Source organism: Gracilimonas qinghaiensis (genome assembly GCF_046602855.1).
In the GTDB taxonomy this organism is placed as follows: domain Bacteria; phylum Bacteroidota; class Rhodothermia; order Balneolales; family Balneolaceae; genus Gracilimonas.
Window position 1 is genome coordinate 1,269,829 of record NZ_JBKINJ010000001.1, and the last position, 23,607, is coordinate 1,293,435.

18 protein-coding genes are annotated in these 23,607 nt (G+C 43.2%); 15 read left to right on the forward strand and 3 right to left on the reverse strand.

Translation table 11 applies throughout. The features are described 5' to 3' along the window. Positions 1-2: 2 nt before the first annotated feature. A complete protein-coding gene (locus tag ACKGJO_RS05710; RefSeq protein ID WP_411322442.1) occupies positions 3-704 on the reverse strand; it encodes a sugar phosphate nucleotidyltransferase in 702 nt (233 codons plus the stop codon). A gap of 185 nt (positions 705-889) precedes the next feature. Between ACKGJO_RS05710 and ACKGJO_RS05715 the strand changes: the two genes are divergently transcribed. The 10 genes from ACKGJO_RS05715 to ACKGJO_RS05760 all read left to right on the forward strand — a co-directional run bounded on the left by ACKGJO_RS05715 (position 890) and on the right by ACKGJO_RS05760 (position 16,482). Continuing rightward, complete coding sequence (locus ACKGJO_RS05715) at positions 890-6,091, forward strand: invasin domain 3-containing protein (RefSeq protein ID WP_411322443.1); 5,202 nt, start codon at positions 890-892, stop codon at positions 6,089-6,091. 175 nt (positions 6,092-6,266) lie between these two features. Next, positions 6,267-6,821 (forward strand): hypothetical protein, encoded by a 555-nt coding sequence (locus ACKGJO_RS05720; protein WP_411322444.1) that lies wholly within the window; start codon positions 6,267-6,269, stop codon positions 6,819-6,821. 2 nt (positions 6,822-6,823) lie between these two features. After that, positions 6,824-7,459, forward strand: coding sequence for a hypothetical protein (locus ACKGJO_RS05725; protein ID WP_411322445.1), 636 nt, complete (start codon positions 6,824-6,826; stop codon positions 7,457-7,459). 10 nt (positions 7,460-7,469) lie between these two features. After that, positions 7,470-8,624 (forward strand): hypothetical protein, encoded by a 1,155-nt coding sequence (locus ACKGJO_RS05730; protein WP_411322446.1) that lies wholly within the window; start codon positions 7,470-7,472, stop codon positions 8,622-8,624. 142 nt (positions 8,625-8,766) lie between these two features. Next, a complete protein-coding gene (locus ACKGJO_RS05735; protein WP_411322447.1) occupies positions 8,767-9,333 on the forward strand; it encodes a DUF4402 domain-containing protein in 567 nt (188 codons plus the stop codon). 71 nt (positions 9,334-9,404) lie between these two features. Then, positions 9,405-9,968, forward strand: a complete 564-nt coding sequence (locus ACKGJO_RS05740) for a hypothetical protein (protein WP_411322448.1) — start codon at positions 9,405-9,407, stop codon at positions 9,966-9,968. Continuing rightward, on the forward strand, positions 9,961-10,491 hold the full coding sequence (locus tag ACKGJO_RS05745; RefSeq protein ID WP_411322449.1) for a hypothetical protein: 531 nt from the start codon (positions 9,961-9,963) through the stop codon (positions 10,489-10,491). Before ACKGJO_RS05740 ends, ACKGJO_RS05745 begins: the two co-directional genes overlap by 8 nt. Positions 10,492-10,699: 208 nt before the next feature. Further along, the gene (locus ACKGJO_RS05750) at positions 10,700-11,263 is read left to right on the forward strand and encodes a hypothetical protein (RefSeq protein WP_411322450.1); all 564 of its coding nucleotides are present in this window, start codon (positions 10,700-10,702) and stop codon (positions 11,261-11,263) included. A gap of 136 nt (positions 11,264-11,399) precedes the next feature. Next, positions 11,400-12,230, forward strand: coding sequence for a fimbrial biogenesis chaperone (locus ACKGJO_RS05755; protein ID WP_411322451.1), 831 nt, complete (start codon positions 11,400-11,402; stop codon positions 12,228-12,230). 64 nt (positions 12,231-12,294) lie between these two features. Next, positions 12,295-16,482 carry an SPOR domain-containing protein gene (locus ACKGJO_RS05760; protein ID WP_411322452.1) on the forward strand — a complete coding sequence of 1,396 codons (4,188 nt, stop codon included), beginning with the start codon at positions 12,295-12,297 and terminating at the stop codon, positions 16,480-16,482. A 15-nt stretch (positions 16,483-16,497) separates the two neighbouring features. On the opposite strand, the gene rpoN is transcribed toward ACKGJO_RS05760, so the two are convergent. Together rpoN and ACKGJO_RS05770 are read right to left on the reverse strand one after the other, a co-directional pair. After that, positions 16,498-18,003 (reverse strand): RNA polymerase factor sigma-54, encoded by a 1,506-nt coding sequence (rpoN, locus tag ACKGJO_RS05765; RefSeq protein WP_411322453.1) that lies wholly within the window; start codon positions 18,001-18,003, stop codon positions 16,498-16,500. A 3-nt stretch (positions 18,004-18,006) separates the two neighbouring features. Continuing rightward, complete coding sequence (locus ACKGJO_RS05770; protein ID WP_411322454.1) at positions 18,007-18,579, reverse strand: DUF3109 family protein; 573 nt, start codon at positions 18,577-18,579, stop codon at positions 18,007-18,009. A 139-nt stretch (positions 18,580-18,718) separates the two neighbouring features. On the opposite strand from ACKGJO_RS05770, the gene ACKGJO_RS05775 reads away from it, so the two are divergent. The 5 genes from ACKGJO_RS05775 to hslV all read left to right on the forward strand — a co-directional run bounded on the left by ACKGJO_RS05775 (position 18,719) and on the right by hslV (position 23,606). Further along, a complete protein-coding gene (locus ACKGJO_RS05775) occupies positions 18,719-18,985 on the forward strand; it encodes a hypothetical protein (protein WP_411322455.1) in 267 nt (88 codons plus the stop codon). Continuing rightward, the gene (locus ACKGJO_RS05780) at positions 18,982-19,488 is read left to right on the forward strand and encodes an acyl-CoA carboxylase biotin carboxyl carrier protein subunit (protein WP_411322456.1); all 507 of its coding nucleotides are present in this window, start codon (positions 18,982-18,984) and stop codon (positions 19,486-19,488) included. The genes ACKGJO_RS05775 and ACKGJO_RS05780 overlap by 4 nt, the downstream gene beginning before the upstream one ends. Then, a complete protein-coding gene (gene murA, locus ACKGJO_RS05785; RefSeq protein WP_411322457.1) occupies positions 19,481-20,749 on the forward strand; it encodes a UDP-N-acetylglucosamine 1-carboxyvinyltransferase in 1,269 nt (422 codons plus the stop codon). The genes ACKGJO_RS05780 and murA overlap by 8 nt, the downstream gene beginning before the upstream one ends. Positions 20,750-21,268: 519 nt before the next feature. Further along, positions 21,269-23,002 carry an Rne/Rng family ribonuclease gene (locus tag ACKGJO_RS05790; RefSeq protein ID WP_411322458.1) on the forward strand — a complete coding sequence of 578 codons (1,734 nt, stop codon included), beginning with the start codon at positions 21,269-21,271 and terminating at the stop codon, positions 23,000-23,002. Between the two features lie 55 nt (positions 23,003-23,057). Continuing rightward, positions 23,058-23,606: an ATP-dependent protease subunit HslV gene (gene hslV, locus ACKGJO_RS05795; RefSeq protein ID WP_411322459.1), complete on the forward strand. Its 549-nt coding sequence runs from the start codon at positions 23,058-23,060 to the stop codon at positions 23,604-23,606. Position 23,607 lies beyond the last annotated feature (1 nt).

A 23,607-nucleotide genomic window follows, 5' to 3' on the forward strand; every position in this document is an offset into this window, starting at 1 on the left:
ATTCAGCTCCGTATTAGCTCGTTTGCAATTTGATAGGATTCCGGTGTACCGGCATCGGTCCACCAACCCTTTAAAACCGAACTCTTCATCTCACTTTTTTGGATGTAGTAGTTGTTCACATCCGTGATCTCTAACTCTCCCCGACCCGAAGGCTTCAGTGTTTTGATACACTCAAATACGCTTGGATCATAAAAATAGATCCCGGTCACAGCATAACTCGATTTCGGTTCCTCCGGTTTTTCCTCAATAGAGATAACCTTATCACCGTCTATCTCAGCCACACCGTATCGCTTTGGATCCGGGACATCCTGTATCAGTATCTGGGCCCCTTTGCCGGGATAGTCTTTCACCGCTTCTTTAAGTGAAGTCTCAAAAATATTATCACCCAATATTACCAATACGGGTTCATTACCCGCAAAATTTTCGGCCAGACCTAAAGCCTGCGCAATGCCTCCTGCCTCATCCTGCACTTTATAGGTGAACCTGCAATCAAAATCCTTACCGGATCCCAAAAGGTTTACAACCGCGCCCATATGTTCTGTACCCGTTACGATCAGAATCTCATCGATACCGACCTCGATCAACTTTTCGATGGGATGATAGATCATAGGCTTATCGCCAACCGGCAACAAGTGCTTATTGGTCACCTTTGTAAGTGGATACAATCTTGAACCCGTGCCGCCTGCCAAAATAATGCCTTTCATTGCTTTTCAGAGTCTATGAGTGCCGTTTATCAATACTTAAAACTAAACTTTCTGCTGATGAATTTGAAATCATTATTTGCATACAGTTATTCAAATATGTAAATGATCTTCAGGCAGTTAGAATTGATTAATTTACCTGTTCAGAGTTGGAATACTGATTATATTTATATGCAGAAATTATGCATATGAGCAAAACAATAAAATTATCATTTACGGTTATTCTGCTGATCTTGTCAGCAAGCGGCTTAACTAAAGCACAGGATGTGATCCGTGCTTCTGGTGGTACAGATCTATCTATAGATCTGATCACGAGTGGGCAATACGTAACAATTGATGGTCCAACCATACGGGAAACGGCTGTTGGTCAACTTGCTGAGAATAGTACTATTGTTCTGACATTGCCTATAGGTTATGAATGGAATACCGCTTTGACCGGGGCTGAAATTACTTTAACAATAACACCTACCGGTGCAGCAAATACTCAACTGGAAGCAAGTTTCTCAGGTTTCAGTAATACACAAGAAGCTTTATTTACTATCGACAGAGCCAGTGAAGCCAAGGGAAACGGACAAGGCCCGGGCCGCATAGAGATCTTAGGCTTACAAATCCGGCCTGCAACAACGGCGGTGCCGGATGCAGGTACTATCTCAAATACCGGGACTACCGGACCAGACGCCAATTATGGCAATTTAAGTAAAGTTGCGGGTTCAATTAACGAAGTTTCAGTTGAAACAGCAGCTGATGGTACCGGGCAGGTAGTTCCGGCTCAGGATATACTGGCAGGTAACTCTCTGACTGTTTATTCGATTGGTCGTGACATCGGGGGTAATTTTGTAGAGAATGTTGCTTTAGCCACTGCAAATGACTGGTCACTCACGAATGTAACTGGCAATATACCTTCCACAGCCCTGGATCCGGCTGTTAACCTCAGAAGCGCTGTTTTTTCCTCTCAACTGACAGGCAGTACCGATATCCGGGCGTCACTGTCCGGAGCGACCTCTGTTCCATCAGGAACCATTACCGTGTTGCCGAGAGATGCTGATCAGATCGTCATAGATTCTCAGCCTCCTGCCAATGCCATTGCCGGAGAAGTTTTTACAAACAACCTGGTTATCCACGTTGAGGATATTTTTGGCAATCTGGTAACCACGGATAACTCAACTGAGGCAACGGTTTCTATAAACAATGGAAATGGAACATTATCAGGTACTCTTACGCGAACGGCTGTCAATGGGGTTATAACATTTAATGACCTGTCAGCAGACATTGCAAACACCATCGATCTTTCAGTTATCAGTTCCGGTTTAAATTCACTTACCACATCTGCTATTGAAGTAGATCATAATATACCGGCAGGATTAACCTATCTGGTTCAGCCTGCCAATACAGCTCAAAATCAGACTATCACTCCTCCCGTTGAAGTTCAGCTTGTTGATACCTTTGGCAATATTGCAGACACACAGGGAGTAATCATTGATCTGAGTGCAAGTGTAGCACTCGATGGCAGCAGCACAACTTCAGACACAACGGATGCTAATGGTAAAGGAGTTTTTGATAACCTTATTATTGGCAGTACAGCAACGCTCGGTAATGCCACTCTTACCGTACAAAATGCAGGTGGCACATACTCTCAGGTTAGCGATACTTTTGAGATCATCAGCCTAAATTCGCTGGCTAAATTTATTGTGGAATCAGGTACTGACACCCCAATATCTGAACAAACAGCCGGACAACCTTTTGATATCAGGATCGAGGCTATAAATGGACTCAATGAGGTCTATACTGATTTTACTGATACTGTGCGTATTACATCGAATTCGCAGATCACTGTTAATGGGAACCCTGTTTCGGGTTTGTCTTCACTTCCATTTGAAAATGGTATTCTTAACACTACAATTACTCTTACAACTGCCGGTTTATCAACCATAAGCGTTGAGAATGAAGCACTTAACAGATCCGGTCAGAGTAATGAGTTCAATGTACTACCGGGAACACTTGATCCACTGACAACACTAATCACAGCTAACCCGACAGAGATCCTTGCCAATGGCAGCAGCACTTCTGAGATCACTGTTCAGTTACGGGATGAATATTTCAATAACCTGCTTTCAGGTGGTGAAACGGTTGAGGTATTTACCGACTTTGGAAGCTTTACCGGGAATACGACCACTTTTAATGCTGTTGACCAAGGCGACGGAACTTATACTGCATTACTTACATCCTCTCAAAATGCTTCTGAAACAGCAACGATAACAGCAGAAGTAAACTCAGTTTCAGTGCCTGATAATGCCACGGTTGATTTTACCCAGGGCGAAGTTGCCGGTTTCATCATTGATCTGCCATCTTCAGGTACAGGTCCTGATACACAAACAGCCGGTGTTCCCTTCCCGATCGATGTTCAGGCTATTGATGCCTATGGAAACCTTGTTACCGATTTTGATGGCAATGTGACAATTAGCTCGAATTCCAATATTACAGGCGGTATTAGTGCTTCTTTTTTAAATGGCCAATTGTCAGCTCATGACATAACATTGACGCAAAGTAATTTAACAGCCACCTTGACGATCACTGCTAATGATATATTTAATGTGCAGACAACCAGTGAGGAGTTTGTTGTTAAAGCGGCTGCTCCCGATCCCACAACATCTGTGGTGGTCGCAAATCCGAGTGTATTGCAAAATCTTGGAACCAGTGAATCTGTAATTTCAATTGTTCTCAGGGATGTCTTCAACAATAAGGTTTTGGAACAAATACCTGTATCACTTGACCTGACTCAAGTGGAAGAGAATGGAGGACCATCACCAGACGGCAATGCTAATGCCAGCCAATCTGCTCCAGTCTGGAACGTAACACAACAGAATTATATAGCGACCCTTACAGCTACAAATACCGTTGAATTGGTTGAAATAACAGGAAGCTTTGGAGACAGCCCTGCCACTCTGATAAATCAAACAGCAACAGTGGATATCGTGAATCCTATCTTATGGACGGCCGGTGCCACTGGGCCACCAGAGAATAAGACAAACTGGATTAATCCTGAAAACTGGAGTCCTCAAAGGGTTCCAGGGGAAGGAGACTATGTTATTATTCCTGGAGATGTAGATCCTCCTGTGTTAGATATAAATCCCAATATAGGTAGCTTTGAAATCCAATCAGGTGCCACATTCACGCTTTATGGTGGTAATGCCATTACTTTAAGCGGAGCTCTTATCGTAGACGGTATCTTGGACATTTTAGATAACACAAACATTTCAACACAGGGTGGCTTTACTGGGTCGGGCACTTTTACGGCCGGTGCTCAAACAAATGTCTCCGTAGGCGGCGATATTACCGTCAGCAGTTTTCTTGCCCGTAATGAAGGTGCCACTATCACGTTAAACGGAGACAGCCCACAATCCATTACAACGCCAAACTTCCTGGCACAAAATCTTAATATTGAAAATGACGTCACTTTTAGCACCGGAGCCGATCTGCTTGACGTAAATACTTTGAATATCGTTAGTAGTAATACTTTCGAACTGCAGTCAGGTGCCGGCATAACCCTTGATGTCACGCAACAAATAACCGGTCAGGGAACCCTGCTGCTCAATGATAATACGTTTGTTCTGCGTGGTAATGCAAGCCTGGAAAATATTGATGCCAGTGATGGAACCGTCATTTTTGGTATCAGGCTGGCTGAGAACTTTGTTGACTACCCCAACCTTCAACAGCAGCAGATCTCCAATTTCACAGAGATGCAAAATGCGATCATTAACAATACTGAAGGCGTTCAAACTTTTGATGACATCCTTATTTCCGGTGACCTGACCCTGCAAAACGGACCGCTGATACTGACTTCAGGTAACAGCCTCATTGCTCCCAATATCAATTATGTGAATGGTACACTGAGGATGCTTAGAAATATTAATGCTTCCCGTGGCTGGAGAATGATCTCTGCCCCATTGCAGAGTAACTTTGACGATTTTTTAGACAAAACCGTAACCCAAGGCTTTACCGGTTCCAGCCTTGGTAATGATCCGGCAGATTCCCTGCAACCCAATGTGCTTTGGTACAACACCACTTTTGAAGTGGCTGACAGTGAACTTGGTACCACTGATAATCAGCGCTGGAGAGCTCCGGGAAATATTACCGAAACACCGGTAGCCGGCCGCGGTTACTTTGTTTATTTCTTTGGCGATATTGCCGGTGACCCACGCTATAACACCCCTCTCCCACTATCCCTGGATATCGAGGGAACAGAGTATCCGGCCGCAACCGGGACTTTTAACTTCTCAGACATAGCCTACAACGAAAATTCTGACGGGTGGAATCTGGTCGGAAACCCATTTGCCTCGAGCCTTGACTGGGATAACCCCGGGTGGACAAAAACCAATATCGATAACGTACTTTATGTCTGGGATCCTGTGACCAACGACTACTTCTACTGGAACGGTATAGGCGGCGGTAATCTGGATGGAACCAAATTAGGAAATGGCATTATTCGGCCGTTTCAGGCATTCTGGGTTAAAGCGAACGCGAACAACCCGGTACTGTCGGTCGATCAAAGTGCCCGCACTACCGGAGGTACTTTTCTCAGCAAGAATAATAAGGAACCAGAGGTCATTGCACTGGAACTTTCATCCGGTGAATATTCCAAACCGACACACATTACCCTGTCGCCGGGTGGCAGAACGCAAAAGGATGACAGAGATGCCATACGGTTGCTTCCTTTCGAAACAAATACCTATCTGGAGTTCTTCACCACTTTGGATGACGGTACCCAACTCGCCATCAATAACCTGGCTCGAGATTTCGGTTCTGATATCCAAATTCCGTTACATGTAGGAGGTTTTGAAAATGGGATCCCGCTTAATGGATCATTCACTATCAAGCTTCATAATTTAGAGGAACTGCCACAGGGATGGTCTATCACATTAAAGGATAAAAAAACGGATCAGCAGGTAGATCTTAGAGATCAAGAGACTTACACCTTCGATCTCACTCAGCAGGCCGGTAAAGCTAAAATGAATACAGTACAGAATTTCAGTTTAACACATTCCACTTCTGGATCTAAGGCCAAGGCTGACCTGAACTCTCGGTTTACCCTGATACTTTCACCGGGCGAAGACGCAGATGGACTCCCGGATCAGTTTGAGTTGTACAACAACTATCCCAACCCTTTTAATCCTACCACCACGATTCGCTTTGCCGTTCCTATCGAAGGACCGGTTCAGCTGGATGTATATGATATTCTCGGCAGAAAAGTTACCCAATTGATCGATCAGAACTATCAGGCCGGGTTTCATGAAGTGAATTGGAACGCCGGCAGCCTCGCCAGTGGAATTTATATCTATCGCTTATCTACTGAAGGCGGTGTACTCACCAAAAAGATGACGCTCGTTAAGTAATCAATATCCTTTCAGATACGGTTTAGATAAAAAAATCTAATTTGTATTGAATCAGACTGTCGTCATATTAAATCGTAACAAATAAGGGAGCGATAGCTCTTGTTATAAAGAAAGCTATCTAATGTTAAGATTTTTTAATATTTTAAATAGTGAACAAAAATTAAACACATAAGCCATGTCAGGATATTCGGAAGTACTATATGTGATATTTGCGATGGTCATCGTTGCCACCATGGCGCTGAACGCCAACCGTGTGATACAGGTAAATAACGTATCCATGATCGAAGGGCAGCTTGAGGGGCAAGTGATTTCATATGCTCAAAATATAATTGAAGAGGCAAGAGCATTAGCTTTTGATCAGGAAACTACAGATGATCCAACAAGTGAAAATAGTGTTGTTCCTGTTACTATTCCTGAAGGGTTCACAAATGATTCAAACTTGGGTATAGATTCTGGTGAAACTCAAAACGACCGAACTACCTACAACGATTTTGATGACTATAATGAACATAGTGAAACTGTTACCTTTAATGGCGTTGATTACATTATTAATGTAACTGTAGATTATATTAGCCATGACAATACTTACACTACATTTACAATAACAAATTCCGAAACTACTTTAAAAAGAATTACGGTAAACGTACAGTCAGAATTTCTGAATAAAAACCCGGGTTCTGATAACACAAACTATAACTTCAGCTTTATCAGAAGCTACTACGCGGATTAGATATGAACTTTGGATTAATTATAAGTTACGTCATAGCGGGCTTTTTAATGATCATGATCTTCACGATCAATTATAACGTGGGATTCAGTAATCAGGAGGTAACCACAACCCTGATCAAAAAGACTCACTCACAGTCCGTTCAGGATATGATCATTCACGATATACCCAAGATCGGATATGAACAATATGATAAAGTTGGTACTATAATAAGTGATCACGGTTCTGTATTTGTTAAAGCTGACAAACATGAGATTTCTTACTACAGTGACCTTAGCAACGATGGAACTTACGAAATGGTAACCTGGAAGTATGACCCGGATAAAACTCCGGATCATGCCCAGAATCCACACGTAAATACCCTTTACAGAACAGTTGGAAGTGATGTAACTGAAATTACAATCGGTATCACAAACTTTGAAATACGATATTATGATGAATATGGTAACGTTGATACAACATCTACCGCACCAATGTCAACGCCGATTACCGGATCAGCTTTAGATGATATTGTTCAGATCGAAATAGAATTTGAAATGCAAAACGATTACACACTAAACTATCGGGCATCAGACCCCGAAAGATATGTTACAACGACCTGGGAGAAACGCTTCTCTCCGGTTAACCTCAGACAAGATTAGGAGATAAATTATGGGACGCGCAATGTTAATTATAGCCGCCGGAGCCATTATTGCAGTAGGTATTTTGCAGCTGGGGGTTCAGGGTAAAAGATCTTCTATAGCAAAAAATGCTGCAGTAAATGCTTATGATGTAGAAATGCGTAACAAAGCCTTCACAGCGGCACAGGTTACCATGGAAGTGATCAACGAGTATGGTAATGAAAGTGAAGCATTCATTAATTCTAAACTACCAACTGAAATTGATGGTACACCGGTTAATGTCGGTTTAACTATTATACCAAACACCAGTACAACAACCTTTGCTGAGCTGGAAGAGGAAACAGTTGTAATAAACACTACCGCTTCGTACGACGATCCTATGACTGGCAAACAGAGAAGCATAAACATTATCACAAGTTATGTAAAGGAAGCCATGCATTTCGTTCCCGAGTTTAAGGGTGCTATGCAGTTTGCAGTCCCAAATGGTGACTTCAAATTTAATGTAAAGAGCTCTGCTACTCAAATTAGCGGGACTGAAAACAGTGGTAGTGGTAACTGTACTGATAAACCTGCAGTCGTTGTTACGGATGAGGAATCTAAAAATGTTGTTGATCTCGGAAAAAAAGACGATGATACGTTTGCTGGTAGTGCTGAAAATATTCAGATAGACAGTGAACTTTCATATGAACCTGTTGATGAATTAGTAGCCCGCCTTGCAAACATGAATGGAGTTCAAAATATTACATCTGAAAATGTGGGAGACTACGATAACTATGGCTCTGCTGATTCACCTGGTGTATTTTTTGTTGAGGACGATGTAAAATTTGCTTCAAATGCTGAAGGATTTGGAATTATGGTTGTAAGAAACCAAGGTTCAATTTCTTCAGATTCTACATTCGTCATAGATTCAGACGGAAATGTAAAATTAACCGGTAAATTTACCTTTAACGGATTAGTGATATTTGAAAATGCATATAGTATGACAGGGAATGGGACTGCAGCAATAAACGGATCTGTATTAGTTGGAAAAGCTAAGGAAACCTACGACCAGTATGATCAGATAGATATTGACCTTAATGGTACATTCGATATTAGATATGACTGTGTTGGCGAAAAATATGCTCAGGCTGCATCAGCCACGGCACTAAAGCAAAACCGGTACAAAAGACTTAGTACGTACGAATAAGACCTTAGTCGTTCTTATTTAAGGTATCCTATATCTTCTTTTATCTTTGCCGGACGGCTGAGGTAAAAAAAGATTTTTTTTGTTTTAAACCCAACTACTTAACCTTTATTAGAGGGAATTAAAATAAACTAACTAGTAAAACATGATCATAAAGCCGATATTCAATTGGTATAAACATGTAAGACCTTCTGTGATCATTTTTATGAAGAGAACGCTTTTAATAGCACTTTTTTTAGTTTTAGGGAATAATTTTGTCAAGGCGCAGGATAACGAAAGCAATTCCACTACCGTTAATGTTTCCGCAACGGTTATTGGCACCTCTTCTATTGAACTGGTCACTGTTAATACCATTCAGTTTGGAGATGTCCAGCCCGAGAATGGACAGATATATATCAATCCTATCAACAGCCTTAATGCCGGTTATATGATCGCCAATGGAACTCCTGAGGCTGAATTCAGATTGAACTACCTGCCGGAGCGTATTCTCACACAGATCAATGGTAATGGATCCCTGACCTTCAATTATGAAATTTCCGGCAACTCAGAAGATGATCAGGCAACCTCAGAATTGCTGGATCTTGATAACAGGAATCTGCGTTTTAACAGTGAGGGTCAGTTTTTTATTTGGGTAGGTGGCCGGATCGATCTTAGCAACGCGGCACCCGGAAATTACGAAGGTGACTTTACTATTGAGATCGACTATATATGAAAAAACAGGGATCACATAGCCTTTTTTTTACACATACTTTTAGGACTTTAAGGTCCTTATTGGTTCTCTGCGTGATCCTATTATCCTCCTCCACCCTTCTTAAAGCTCAGGAAATTGATTTTGGGCAATTCAGCAGCAAATACACGGTTTCTATCACGGAACTCATTCCGGCCGAAGATCTGGCCTTCGGCATGGTCATTCAGAATGAAGGTTTGAAGACCATTGACCTTCTGGATGCCAAGGTATTAATGATCGAAGGCGTTAAGTATCTGGATGTGATCGTGGATATTACTGCGGACAATTATTTGTACCTGGATAGTGACGTAAGCTGTAACGGCACCAACAGCAACTGTATTCCCTTCAACCTGCAAGCCGCCTATGCCAATCGCGGTAATAACAACACCAATCAGGCCGTACTAATGCAAGTAACTTCTAACATTGCTGTCGCGCAGTTTCCAATACTTTCAAGAGGTAACCGGCCTCCGGGCCCTCCCCCAACTCCCGTTTACGAAGGCTACAACCCTGCTTTATTTAACGAAACAGCCTATCTGTATTTATATGGCTCTATTAACGTAGGTAACCAGAATGCCGGATCTTACAGCGGACAAATTACAGTGACTGTGACCTATGATTAGGCACTTAGCTTACATATTGCTCGCAATCCTGCTCACCACTTTTGCCACATCTACCGCTTTTGCTCAGTTTATCAACCTCCGTTTAACAGTTGAACCGGAACTCCGGGCCTCTATTATTCAGCCACTGGACTTTGGAACACAGATCACCAACTCCGGCCGGACAAGGATACAGTTAGGTGATGCCAATATGGGAATCTTCAGTGTAAGAGCCTATCACACACAGAATATCTACATAGAACTGCAATATCCGGACGCCCTGGAAAATAACGAACCCGGGGTTGAAGCAGATATTCCTCTGGAGTTAGGCATGGCCTATAACAACTCAGGTACGGATAATCCTCAGAACAGCAGACCTCTCCCCCTTAATAAAGGCCTTGTTTCCATTACACAAAACACCTCAATTGAATTAGAAAATGACGTTTGGAAGCAGATGTACATCTACGTGTACGGTTCCATTGTGATCGGCAACATTCCGAATGGCATCTACACCGGTGATATTGTATTGAACCTGGATTATGACTGATCTATAGTAATATTCGGTAGAAACATTAAAGAACTCTAAAGTTTAATGTGATACTCAGTGGTTACATTCTTCCCAGATATTATCATCTACCTACTTTGAAGTATTAACGTTAAACGGCTTTAATTAAGACTATCTAATTGGACAGTAACAGGATCTTCGATAATTTTGGATCAGAAATTAATAAACAAACAAACTCAATCTCACGGACATGAAAGTTTTTAAAAACACTCTTACACTTTTCGCTCTTCTAGCTGTGTTTAGTACAGCATCATTTGCTCAAGGACCAGCTAATGCAACAGTTGATGCAACAGCAGATGTATTATCTGCTCTAAATATTGATTTTGGTGGGGAATCCTTAGTTTTTGGAGAGCTAAGCCAAGGAGATTATACAACAATTATTTCAGCTAACAGTTCTCACAACGGTGGAGCTGATCAAAATCCAGGAACTGGAGCTTCGACAGCTGTAGGTACAATTTCTGGTAGCGCAGGTGCAAGAATATTAGTCTCATACAATACTGGCGTTACCATGACAAATTCAGCAGATAATACACAATCTATAGCTGTAAAACCTGTTATCTACTTAGTTAACAATGACACTCCCGCAAATCAATTAATTGCAAATGCAGGTACCAGTACATTGATTGATTCCGATACAGTTAGCGATATTACTGTAGGTGGTGAAATAACATTAACTTCTGGAACTCCTACTGGATCTTACAGTACAGCGAATGGATCAGGTGTTGCACTACAAATTACAGTTGACTACAACTAAGTAGACAAATTTTAGTAACCATGCCATGGAGTTAAACTCCATGGCTTTTTTTTTAGCTCTACCCTTTTCGACAAATAATTAATAGGTTGGTTCGTTTTTTACTAAATTTGGACAAATGTGAATCAAATCATCTCAGATGACAGCCATACGTAACTTATTACTCGCAATTGTTCTATTGCTTCCGCTGCATTCAATTGCACAGGTAACGATTGCTCCAACCAACCTATTTATTGATAGCCAGTCTAAGTTCGGAACTTATATGGTTATCAACAACTCAAATACCCCGCAGGAGGTCTCCATTGACTTCTTTTTCGGTTACTCCCAAACCGATGAAAGCGGCAACCGAACCACCGTGGAAGGAGATTCAGTTTTAGCTGAGGATCATTCCATAACGGAAAACATCCGGGCTTTTCCACGCAACTTTGTTTTGAGTCCGAATCAGCGGCAGATCGTGAGATTGAGAATTACCCCTCCAAACACGCTCGGAGATGGTGTATATTGGTCCAGGATCAAGACCTCCTCTACCCCACAAAGTCCCCCGATCGAACTTTCGAACGATCAGTCCGTGACGGCCCAGGTAGGTATCGTGATCAATCAGGTAACCGGCCTGTTTTACAAGAATGGATCTGTAAGTACCGGTATTGAAATTGAAGAGATCAGAACAAAAACTTCGGATGATAACATTTTAGCCGTGCTTACGGATTACAACCGAACCGGAAATGCACCATTTTTAGGCACTATCTCTGTATCACTTGTGGATAGTAATGACAATGTAGTTCAGTCAGGCTTTATCTCAACCAGCCTTTATTTTGATGGTACACACCGACAGGAACTGAACATCGAAGGTGTACCTGCCGGAGAATACACGCTCAGAGTCAATTTTGAGGCACAACGAAACGATGTCTCATCACGTGATATCGTTCAAATGAATCCCGTCACAGAAACTACCACTGTAACAATCCCATAAGGTGACCAAACGTTGGCTAACGGTAACATTAAGCATATTCTTTATTGTTTTGGGCGCCGGTTCAATGACCGCCCCACTTTCTGCTCAGAGCAATAATGCTGAAGAGATCGAGGTCTATCTCGATTTCCGTCACCGTGGAGTCATTAATTCCGTCATCATCTCTTACTATAAGAATGATGAATTCTATTTACCGGTTTCCGAACTTTTTTCCCTTTTTAATATTGATCATACTGTAAACGGCCTCATCATTGACGGCCGTTTTGGCATTGAACAGATCCCCTACCGCATCAACTTTCAGTCCGGTGAGATCCGTTTTGGGGATGAACGGATTGAGATAACCGCAGAAGATTACATCCTGAGGGAGATCGACTCCTACCTGCGTGCCGATCTTTTTTATGAGGCTTTTGGACTTGATTTCACTATCGACTTCAATAACCTGAGCCTGAACCTGGAAACCCAGCGCGAGCTGCCGGCCATACAGCAGGCCATCAGGCGGCAACGGCGCCAGATCGCAGATCAAAATAGACTCGAACAGGAACAGTACCCATTGAGATATGATCGGGAACGCCCTTTCCTTGACGGTGGCTTTGTGGACTATAATCTTTCAGCCAATGTAAATTCTAACCGGAACGTCTACAATTTTAATACCAACCTTGGGCTTCAGGTGTATGGTGGAGACCTTCAGGGAGCTATTTTCGGAAGCTATTCAGAGAATTTCACCAACTTTGCCACAGACAACCTGAGATGGCGTTATATGTACCGTGATCAGCCTTGGCTCAGCAAGCTTACAATTGGTCAAACCACCACAGACGGTTTTGCGCGAAATGCCTACACAGGAATTAGGCTCACCAATGAACCCATAGAACCCAGACGCCTCTTTGACGAATTTGAGGTTCAGGGTACCACTATCCCCCAATCAGAGGTAGAACTCTATCTGAACAATGCCCTGATCGATTTTCAGCAGGCCGATGAACTGGGAAATTACCGCTTTCTGACGCCGGTCAGTTACGGATCCTCTCAGCTTGATCTCAAGATCTACGGTCCAACCGGACAGATCATTGAGCGATCGGAGCGCCTGCAGGTGCCCTTTACCTTTCAGCCAAGCGGTGTCTTTAACTATACTGTAAATGCCGGTCGGCTGGACAATCCCATATTTGGTCAAATTACTCAGGACTTTACTGCTCAGGGAACCGGGGCCTATGGTATATCAGAATGGCTGACAGCAAAAGCCGGGGTTGAGTACTATGAGGGTTATCACGAGTCGTTACCCACGTTTACGGCCTCCCTATCATCCCGCATAAAGAGCAACTACATATTGACCCTGGAAGCTGCCAGTGAGGCTTACTATCGCGGCTTGCTCAACGTGATCTATCCGAACTCAGCGAGCTTTACCCTGGACTATACAAGTTACAATGAAGGATTCAGCATCTATAACCCATCAAATGATGAGCAGCGTTTGGTAGCGAGTGCCTTCTATCCATTCAACTTCTGGGGAGTCCCATTTAATATCAGGACCTCCATATTTTCGAGGTACAGAGCTTCAACCAGTTCCTCCAATTTTCGACTGGACCTTAATTCAAGGATCAGAAAACTGAATTTACGGGTTGGCTACAGTGACCGGTTTTCCGGAAGTTTTGATCCGTTCAATCCTACCAATACGGCATTTTTGGAGACCTCCGCGACTTACAATGTTTCCAGAAACAGAAATCTACCGGCCTATCTCAGAGGTGTCTTTTTAAGAGGACAGTTCAGATATCAGCCGAGTCTAAATCAGATGGAATCAGCTGAGGTGTTGTTATCCCAAAATGTATTTGAACAGGGCCGGTTGCAGCTTTCCTATGGCCGAAATTTCGCGGGAGAGTATAACAGCCTACGATTCAACCTTGTGGTCGATTTTGATAAAGTCAGAACCAGCACAACTTACAGTAACATTCGTGGGTCTGGGAACCTTACACAGAATGTCCGTGGGTCCATGGGTTACGATACCAATTATGACAACTTCATATTCACCAGCCGCGATCAGGTTGGTCGCTCAGGAACAGCCGTCAAGCTCTTTGTTGATAACAATGCAGACGGAATTTTTGGGGATGAAGATGACCCTATTGCCGGTAACGCTCTGCGGATTCAGCGTTCAGGAGCAACCAGTACCGTTAAGAACGGAGTGATCTACTACACACAAATGCAGCCCTATTATTTCTACAACATGGAGCTGAATAAATCTCTGATCCAGAACCCAATGCTGGTTCCCGAGTTTGAAAAATTCGGGTTGATAACGGATCCAAATCGGTTCAAAAAAGTGGAAGTCCCATTTTATATGTCCGGTGTGGTTGAAGGCAGGGTTCAGCGCATACTCGAGAGTGGAAATACTACCGGTGTGGCGGGTTTAAAATTAATGATGACTGATCAGGATGGTTCTTACAGCAAAGAGCTCAGAACCTTCAGTGATGGCAGCTTTTACGATTACGAGGTTCCACCCGGAAACTATACCCTGCAGGTCGATTCCGCACAGCTTGAGATCCTGGGCGTCTATTCTGAACCTGAGCAGATCAATTTTGAAGTTGAAAGATCGACTGATGGTGATTTTGTAGAAGGACTGGCTTTCGAGCTCATTCCATCCGGAAAAACGCGAGAAGACCTTCAGCAAATTGCAGATGCAACGGAAACCACGACCCAAGCTGAAATTGATACTACAGAAACCATTGAGGAGCCTGTAAGTATTATTATGCCGGATACTTTAGGCATGATCGTTGTGAATGACGGCCGGATTTCTGGAGTTGTAACTGATTCTGTAACACAGGAAGGACAGGACAGCGAAGTACAGGAACAGGCCGGTGATCAGAATGGTACTCAACAGAAAGCAGCTGAGCAGGATGGTGTTGACCTTGACACAGACTTACCCCCTGTCATCGCCCCGCCCGGCCTGCCGGTAACAGGTGTCGCAGATACGGATACTGATTCCGCACAAACTGATTCACTACAAGAGACCGTTGTTTCAGATCCTATAACTGATTTAACAGATGATGCTATTCAGATCACAGATTCAACCACCACTGATATTGATGAGCTGACGGACATGCCGGCCGATAGCTCCATTGCGGCTATAGAAGAAGGTGCTGAATATGAAGTTATAGATAGTGTTCCAAAAGAGGATTCTCTAGTCGTTGAGCCGCACGCGGCAATTAAGGAAGGGATCCAGCCTCCTATAGTCACAAATCCGGAACTTGCAGACGGTGATTCAGTCCTGACATTACCTGTGGATTCAACGATAACGGAAGGGCAACCGGATACAGAACAGTTCGCTGACTCCACTGATCCGGGTCAAAATATGACCGGTGGTGAAGGAGTAACCGCTGCTCAGCCACCGGTACAGCAGACAGGCAGACCTGATTCAGTACAGACCTTCACAGGCGATCCTGACACAGCAGTTCAACCTGTAATTGATGCCATTCCTGCAGCTTTCAGATCAACAGATAACATCGAATCGCTGACTCCGGGACGATGTATCTATGGTATACAGTTTGCTTCCTATTCAAAAGAAAATCAGGCTGAAGATCTTTCCCGCAAACTGGAAGATGATCACCTGACTTTTACCATTTACAACACACCTTACCAGCTTTACGGGCTTCGTGAGATACAGTATCAAAGTCTGGGTCGGGTCACATCAGCCACCAAAGAGCTGAACACTTCCTACGATTTCGAGGCGGCTGTTATCAGTCAGTGCTATGCGAACCTTGACCTTAACCCGGAAACAACCACCTATTATATCCAAATTGCGGAATTTGCGACTGAAGAAAATGCTAAGAGATACCTCAGGGACCTAAAAGATGTTAGTGGAATCACAGCAACTGAGATCCCCGGCGATAGATTTGGTGTGAAAGTTGGTATCGGTCCTTTTAGATCAGAGAGACAAGCAGCTGAGAGACTCAGAGACCTCAAAGGTGATCTCGAAAACTACTCCAATGCAAGCATCCGCAGATATGCACCGCCTGTAAAAGTAACCGATCTGAGCTTCGAGTTCCTGCTTTTACTTGATGAGTTTACAACGCAGGAGCAGGCCTTTGGCTATGGCGATAGGGTAGAAAACACTCTTTCCCTGAATACCAAAGTCTTGATCGATGAGAATAAGGAGACTTATGTAGTAACCACCGAATTGATGGAAGGCTGGACGCTCATTAATGACTTGAAGGAACGCGTTATAAGCTCAGGCGCTTCAGAAGACCCGGTCATCCTGATGATCGAAAAGAAGAATTAGAAAAGATCCGAACCCTTAAATGACCTGCTTTCTCATACGAGCCACAGGTAGATTAAGCTGCTCGCGGTATTTGCTAACGGTCCGCCTTGCTACTTTATACCCTTTTTCATTAAGCATATCGGTAAGCTTTTGATCACTATAGGGGCTGCGTTTGTTTTCATTGTCAATGATATCCTCTAGCAAATTTTTTACTTCACGGTTTGAGACTTCTTCCCCGCTATCAGTCTCAAGTCCCTCATTGAAAAAGTACTTGAGTTCATACACTCCAAAATGAGTCTGCACGTATTTCCCGTTCACCACTCTCGATACTGTAGAAATATCCATGCCGATCCGTTCAGCTACATCCTTGAGGATCATTGGCTTTAGTCCCTCTCCATACTTAAAGAAATCTTCCTGAAGGGCCACAATGGTCTTCATAATATTCATGAGCGTATTCTGCCGCTGCTTGATAGATTCAATGAACCACTGGGCAGAATCGATCTTCCGCTTCATAAAGGTGCGGGTTTCAGCATCCGTGTTCTTTTTCTTTTTAGCTTTGATGTTCTCCCACATATCTTTGTATTCCGGTGAAATTCTCAAGGAAGGAGCATTTCGCTGATTTAGAGTGATTACAAATTCGCCCCTTTCAGTCTCCCCGCTGGTTTTGCCTTTCCAATACACTTCAAAATCAGGCTCGATGTAATTCTGAGACTGTTCCATACCTGTAGACACTGCCCCTGGTCTTGGGTCCATATGTCTGATCGTTTCGACCGCCTCCTGCAGCAGTTCCCGGTCGATATTGAATTTCTGAAGAAGCTTATTGTAATGCTTCTTTTCGAAATGTTTCCATGCATCGCGCACGATCGCAATGGCAAGATCTCTGGCCGGCAGCTTTTTTTCTGAAGCCTTCAATTGCACCAGAAGGCAATCCTGAAGATCGCGAGAGGCGATCCCGGTGGGCTCAAGCTGTTGTATCCTTTTACGGACCGATTCCACTTTTTCCTCACTCAAAAGTATACCGTGGTTGAAGGCGATATTGTCTACTACAGCTTCAGGTTCTCTTCTGAAATAGCCATCTTCATCCAGCGAACCGAGGATCTGATCCGCAATTAACTCCTCTTCATCCGTCAGATCCAGCAAAGCCACCTGATCTTCCAGTTCCTCAAGCAGTGAGGCATGATATGGATTTGGGAGCTCTTTCCATTCTTCAATATCCGGATTATAAGAAGTGCTGAAATTTTCACCGTCATATTCCGTATTCTTGTCGAATTCATCCCAGTCAACCTCATGGTCATCCAGACTTTCGAGGGCTTCCTCACGATCTTCATCCGGCGAATCCTGCTCTTCCAGACTTAAGGTCTCCGATTCCATGGGATCTGCTTCCTCCAGGACAGGGTTTTCCTCCATCTCTTCTTTGATCCTTTGCTCCAAAGCAATGGTGGGAAGCTGCAGCAATTTGATATACTGCAACTGCTGTGGCGACAATTTTTGCTGCAGACTTTGTTGCTGCTTTTGGCCAATATTTTGCTTGTTGCTAAGCACTGCTTATTCTCTTATTGATTTACAGGATTCAATGAATTCGTCATACCATTCCTTACCATACCTTCGAACCAAAGGTTTTTCTAAAAATTCTGCCAAGTAGGTATTTTCTTTTTCACCTTTTTCACAGGCAGCGGAACATAGTTTGAGAACATACTCAAAATTTGCATAATCAAAACCCGCAATATGTTTGAGCCGAACCGGAAACAAATGGCAACTCAAAGGTTTTTCCCAATTGAACCGCCCTTCGAAATAGGCTTTTTGGATCGCACAGTATGCTACATCATTGTCATCATATTTTACAAATATACATTCCTCTGATCTCACTGTTGAGATCTCGTAACCTGCCTTTTCTGAACCGATGACGACTCCGTCTCGTTCAGCCACTTCCACCGACTCAGGCAGCAGCTCATCTTTTAACTCACGATATGCTTTATGTAAAACCGGGATCTCAGATTTAGAGACGGGAGCCCCTGCATCACCAACTACACAGCAAGCGCCCTTACATCGCGGGAGATCGCAGGTAAATTTGGCTGTGGCAATATCGTCTGATAGAATTGTATTTTTAACTTTGAACATGAACCAAGATAACAATCAGCTGAACTATTTTCGATGAAAGCTTTTTCTATTTGGCTTTAATTTGAAATACTGCTGATCACTGTAAATAAACCGTCATAATATTTGTGATAATTTGTGAGTGGTTCTATCTTCCTGACCTATGCGAAAATTATCACCATCAGAGAAAAAAATACTGGACCGGCTTTTATATCCTGAGCCATTCGAGGTCATTCAGGAAGAAACGCAGTTAGCATACGGTGAGATCAGAGACGACTTGATCAATCTTATGAATTCACGCCTCATTGAAACTGTAGATCCGGAAAATCCGAATGCTAATACTACCAACTCTTTCGATTCTGATAACGTCAAAGATTCAACTTACAGGATCACTAATTCTGGCATTAACCTAATGAAAAGACAATCATGAAATTTCAGGCGACAATCGGAGAAAAGGAACTGGATATTGAATTATCTCCCAAAGAGGGAACTTTTAAATCCGGAGAATTAGACGGTGCTTACACATTTGAACGCGTAAACGGCCGTTACTTTCTCAGAACCGGAACAAAAACCTACAAGATCGATAATATCAGTAAGGAAGGTTCAAATATTGAATTTTCCATGAACGGTGTCTGGCACATCATTTCTGTTAAAGATGAGCAAGAGCTGCTACTCGACCGTTTAGGATTTAAAACCGGTGCCGCCGCTGCTGAAGGTATATTGAATGCTCCGATGCCCGGCAAGATCCTCGAGATCATGGTAAAAGAAGGTGATGAGGTCGAGAAAGATCAGCCATTGGTTATTCTTGAAGCCATGAAAATGGAGAACGAGCTAAAAGCTCCTATGAGCGGAACCATCTCGTCCATCTCTGCTGATGTTGGGCAGTCACTGGAAAAAAATTCACCCATACTGGAGATAGAAACCATTGGATAAATTTGTTATAAAGGGCGGATCCCCTCTCAAAGGTACCATACCCATCAGCGGCTCAAAAAATGCTGCCCTTCCTTTGATGGCTGCCTCCCTGTTGGGCAGTTCAGCATCTACATTAAAGAATATCCCACGGCTAAAAGACATTTACACCTTCAACAACGTGATCCGTGTAGTTGGGGCTCAGGTCACATTTGAGGAAGATGAGAACACCCTGATCATAGATCCCGAGAATGTAAATTACCTTGAAGCTCCCTACGACCTTGTTCGCAAAATGCGTGCGTCTTTTTACATGCTCGGTGCCTTGGTCGGCAAGTACGGATATGCTAAAGTTTCCCTTCCCGGCGGTTGTGCCTGGGGACCCCGTCCCGTCGACCTCCACCTGAAAGGTATGGAAGCCATGGGCATTGATATCTCTCTGGAAAAAGGGTATGTAATAGCAAAAGCGCCTGACAAAGTGGAGGGTGGAACCTTCAGGCTGGAGCCGAGCTCAGTCGGTGCTACTGTTAATTTATTATTGGCCTCTGTTTTAAAAGCCAAAGAATTTACCATTGAAAATGCCGCTAAAGAACCTGATGTGGTTCAGCTTTGCGACCACCTCGTTAAGATGGGTGCCAAAATTGACGGCATTGGAACAGATACCCTAACCATTCGTGCCGTCGATCAGCTCACAGGCATTGAGGCCTCCAACGATCCTGATCGTATTGAATTGGGTACATTTATGATACTTGGTGCTATGGCACCGGGAACGGAACTCACCCTGACCGGCTGTAACCCTGAACAGCTTGGAAGCTTCACCAAAAAACTCAGAGAAACAGGAGCTGTGGTTGAAATTGATGGAACCACCATTGAAGTAATAGCTCCAAAATCACTAAAACCGGTTTCCATCAAAACTCAGATCTACCCGGGCTTCCCTACCGACCTTCAGGCACAATGGGCCACGATGATGACTCAGGCTGACGGCGAATCTAAGGTTACTGATACCGTTTATTTTGATCGCTTCAGTTATGTACCTGAACTCACACGCCTGGGTGCTGATCTGGATGTAGAAAAAAATACGGTTCACATTTCAGGCAAAACACCATTAACGGGTGCTTCCGTTATGAGTACGGACCTGAGAGCAAGCGTAAGTTTGGTTTTAGCTGCACTGGTGGCTGAAAATACGACCGAAGTTTTACGCATCTACCATCTTGACCGGGGATATGAATCTCTAGAGACAAAATTACGAACCGTTGGTGCTACCATAGAACGCGTAGACGAAGAGTAAAGCAATCTGATCAGTTAGACGGCTCCAACTGTCCATACTATAATGTGTTCTCCACCTCTCAATCTGTTTAAATGAACGATTACCTTTTAAGGCGGGTAAAACTTTATTTTTTATTTACAGATGCGTTTACATTAATGGCTTTTCCCATGTATATTAATTAAAGAGAAAATCACCATAGAAAAGCTTTTATAAACAATTTTCGATTGCATAACGCACAGAATACATACCAAAAACAATTTATGACGGCATCACTGTCTACTCGTATTGAAGATGCCCTCATTGATTTTCTCTTTTTCTGCGGATCATTATTTACAAATCTTACGCAGCTACTCTTTTCTGATTCCGAAATGGAATCAACCCAAAAAACAATTTTAACAGATATTATACCCAAAGCAGCCGCTCGACCGATTGCTTCAAACCGTGCTCTCACTAACGAGACCCTAATCGATTTGCATCGTAAATTAATCAGATGGTTCGTTTGCAAGGGAAGCAGTGGCTTTTGGGAAAGGAAGAATTTTAATGAAGAATCAAATTATAATTCACTCTTCGGGCAATCAGACCCGTATTGCGCTTTTGGAAAACAACGAATTAGCGCAGTTATTCATAGAAACAGAAGAAAACCAGCGTACTGTTGGTAACATATATGTAGCAAGGGTTCATAAAGTGCTAAGCGGTATCAGAGCCGCTTTCATTGATATGGGCACCCCTAAAGATGCTTTCCTTCACTTTTCTGATGCCGGTGATCACCTGGATGAATATATCACCAAACTAAATGGTCCTGATGCCATTCCCAACAACGTTAAGAAAGATGTAGCTAACAAAGACAATCTTTCCAATATTGAGAAACAGATCATGGCCGGTAAAATGCTTCGCACCGGACAAAAGCTGCTAGTGCAGATCGTAAAGGAACCGATCGGCTCAAAAGGACCACGGATTTCAACTGACATCACCATTGCAGGTCGTTTCCTCGTTCTGATACCTATGGGTGATTATATCGCTGTTTCTAAAAAAATCGGTCATTATAAAGAACGTCGCCGCCTGAAAGGAATTCTGAATAACATGGTTCCTGATGGTTTTGGAGTGATCGTTCGTACCGTTGCTAAAGGTCAGGATAAGAAATCTCTGGAAGATGACCTTAGAAATGTACTTCAAAAATGGGAACAGATACTTGATAAGCTCGAGGACGCCAAGCCCCCTGCCCTGCTTTATCGTGATCTGAACATGACAGAAAGTCTCATTCGCGATCTCTTTGCCAAGAACTATGATCGCGTGCTGATCGACGACCCCGAGCTCTACAGACAGATCAAAGGCTACGTAAGTCAGATCGCACCGCAAATGGTGCCCAATGTTCAGCTTTATAAAGGCAAGGAGCATATTTTCGATTATATGAAGATCGCCCATGATGTGAACTCTATTTTCAGTCCGAGGGTAAGAATGAAATCGGGTGGGTATCTGATATTTGAACAAACAGAAGCCATGTATGTGGTGGATGTGAACTCCGGCCCTTATGCAGCCAAAAAGCGACAGGAAGACAATTCCCTTAAAACCAATCTGGAAGCTGCCAGGGAGATCGCCAAGCAGCTAAGGTTGCGTGATATTGGTGGTATCATCGTAGTTGACTTCATTGACCTTCGGGACGATAAAAACCGTAAGAAGATATACGATGAACTCAAGAAGGAATTTGTTAAAGATCCAGCGAAGACCAACGTTCTCGGCATGAGTGATTTTGGTTTGGTTCAGATCACAAGACAGCGCATCAGGCCCAGCGTTGTAAATTCCGTATCAAAAGTATGCCCTGTTTGTGGCGGTTCCGGAAATGTGGTTACAGAAGACACCATCCTTACAGACCTTGAAACATGGTTAAGCAAATTCAAGCATAACACCAGCTATCGTGCTGTTGACATCTACGTAAACCCTTACCTGCGTTCAGTACTTACCAGAGGCATAGTTAGTACACGATGGAAATGGATGGCAAGATTCCGTATTAAGATCTCCCTGATCGGAGACGAATCGGTTTCAATGAATGAGTTTAGAGCAACTCTTGTTGGTTCCGACATAGACATCACTGATATTGTAATGAGAGATGAGTCTATAGAAGAAGTCCTAAATCGTGAAGGAGAGCTTGTTGAGCTTGAAAGCGGTAAGGGAGACAAGAATAATCTGGATATATCCAAGAAAGAAAACAGTTCGTCAGGTCGTAATGACAAATCGAACGGAAGAAGCAATTCCAAGTACTATAAGTCTTCAAAATAGACCTTGGCTTGGTTTTTGTGATTAACTGTTAAACTCTTTCATCAAAATATTATTTATGAATTTATCTGAACTACATGCAACAACTGTTGTGGGAGTGATCCACAATGGAAAGGCTGCAATAGGGAGTGATGGTCAGGCTACAATGGATAAGACCGTCATGAAAAGCACCGTCAAAAAGGTGCGGAAATTATATAATGGTAAAATACTGGCAGGATTCGCAGGCTCCACAGCCGATGCCTTCACGCTTTTTGAGAAATATGAGGAAAAGCTGAATGAATATAACGGCAGTATGGAAAGAGCCGCTGTTGAACTTGCCAAGGAATGGAGAAAGGACAAATTTCTCCAAAAACTTCAGGCTCTCCTCATAGTCATGAATAATGAGAAGTCATTGGTAATATCAGGACAGGGCGATGTTATTGAACCTGATGATGAAATAGCCACTATTGGAAGCGGTGGCTCCTATGCCCTTTCAGCTGCACGCGCCATGGTAAAACATGCGCCGAATTTGTCATCAAAACAGATCGTTGAAGAATCTCTCAATTTCGCAGCTGATATTGATATCTACACGAATCATAATATTACCATTTTAGAAATTGAAGACTAGT

Coding starts and splice junctions, on each gene's coding strand:
- ACKGJO_RS05760 (WP_411322452.1), top strand. CDS start 12,295: ATGACCGCCCCACTTTCTGCTCAGAGCAATAATGCTGAAGAGATCGAG.
- ACKGJO_RS05720 (WP_411322444.1), top strand. CDS start 6,267: ATGTCAGGATATTCGGAAGTACTATATGTGATATTTGCGATGGTCATC.
- ACKGJO_RS05725 (WP_411322445.1), top strand. CDS start 6,824: ATGAACTTTGGATTAATTATAAGTTACGTCATAGCGGGCTTTTTAATG.
- ACKGJO_RS05730 (WP_411322446.1), top strand. CDS start 7,470: ATGGGACGCGCAATGTTAATTATAGCCGCCGGAGCCATTATTGCAGTA.
- ACKGJO_RS05735 (WP_411322447.1), top strand. CDS start 8,767: ATGATCATAAAGCCGATATTCAATTGGTATAAACATGTAAGACCTTCT.
- ACKGJO_RS05715 (WP_411322443.1), top strand. CDS start 890: ATGAGCAAAACAATAAAATTATCATTTACGGTTATTCTGCTGATCTTG.
- ACKGJO_RS05750 (WP_411322450.1), top strand. CDS start 10,700: ATGAAAGTTTTTAAAAACACTCTTACACTTTTCGCTCTTCTAGCTGTG.
- ACKGJO_RS05780 (WP_411322456.1), top strand. CDS start 18,982: ATGAAATTTCAGGCGACAATCGGAGAAAAGGAACTGGATATTGAATTA.
- hslV (WP_411322459.1), top strand. CDS start 23,058: ATGAATTTATCTGAACTACATGCAACAACTGTTGTGGGAGTGATCCAC.
- ACKGJO_RS05770 (WP_411322454.1), bottom strand. CDS start 18,579: ATGTTCAAAGTTAAAAATACAATTCTATCAGACGATATTGCCACAGCC.
- ACKGJO_RS05755 (WP_411322451.1), top strand. CDS start 11,400: ATGACAGCCATACGTAACTTATTACTCGCAATTGTTCTATTGCTTCCG.
- ACKGJO_RS05745 (WP_411322449.1), top strand. CDS start 9,961: ATGATTAGGCACTTAGCTTACATATTGCTCGCAATCCTGCTCACCACT.
- ACKGJO_RS05790 (WP_411322458.1), top strand. CDS start 21,269: ATGAAGAATCAAATTATAATTCACTCTTCGGGCAATCAGACCCGTATT.
- ACKGJO_RS05710 (WP_411322442.1), bottom strand. CDS start 704: ATGAAAGGCATTATTTTGGCAGGCGGCACGGGTTCAAGATTGTATCCA.
- ACKGJO_RS05775 (WP_411322455.1), top strand. CDS start 18,719: ATGCGAAAATTATCACCATCAGAGAAAAAAATACTGGACCGGCTTTTA.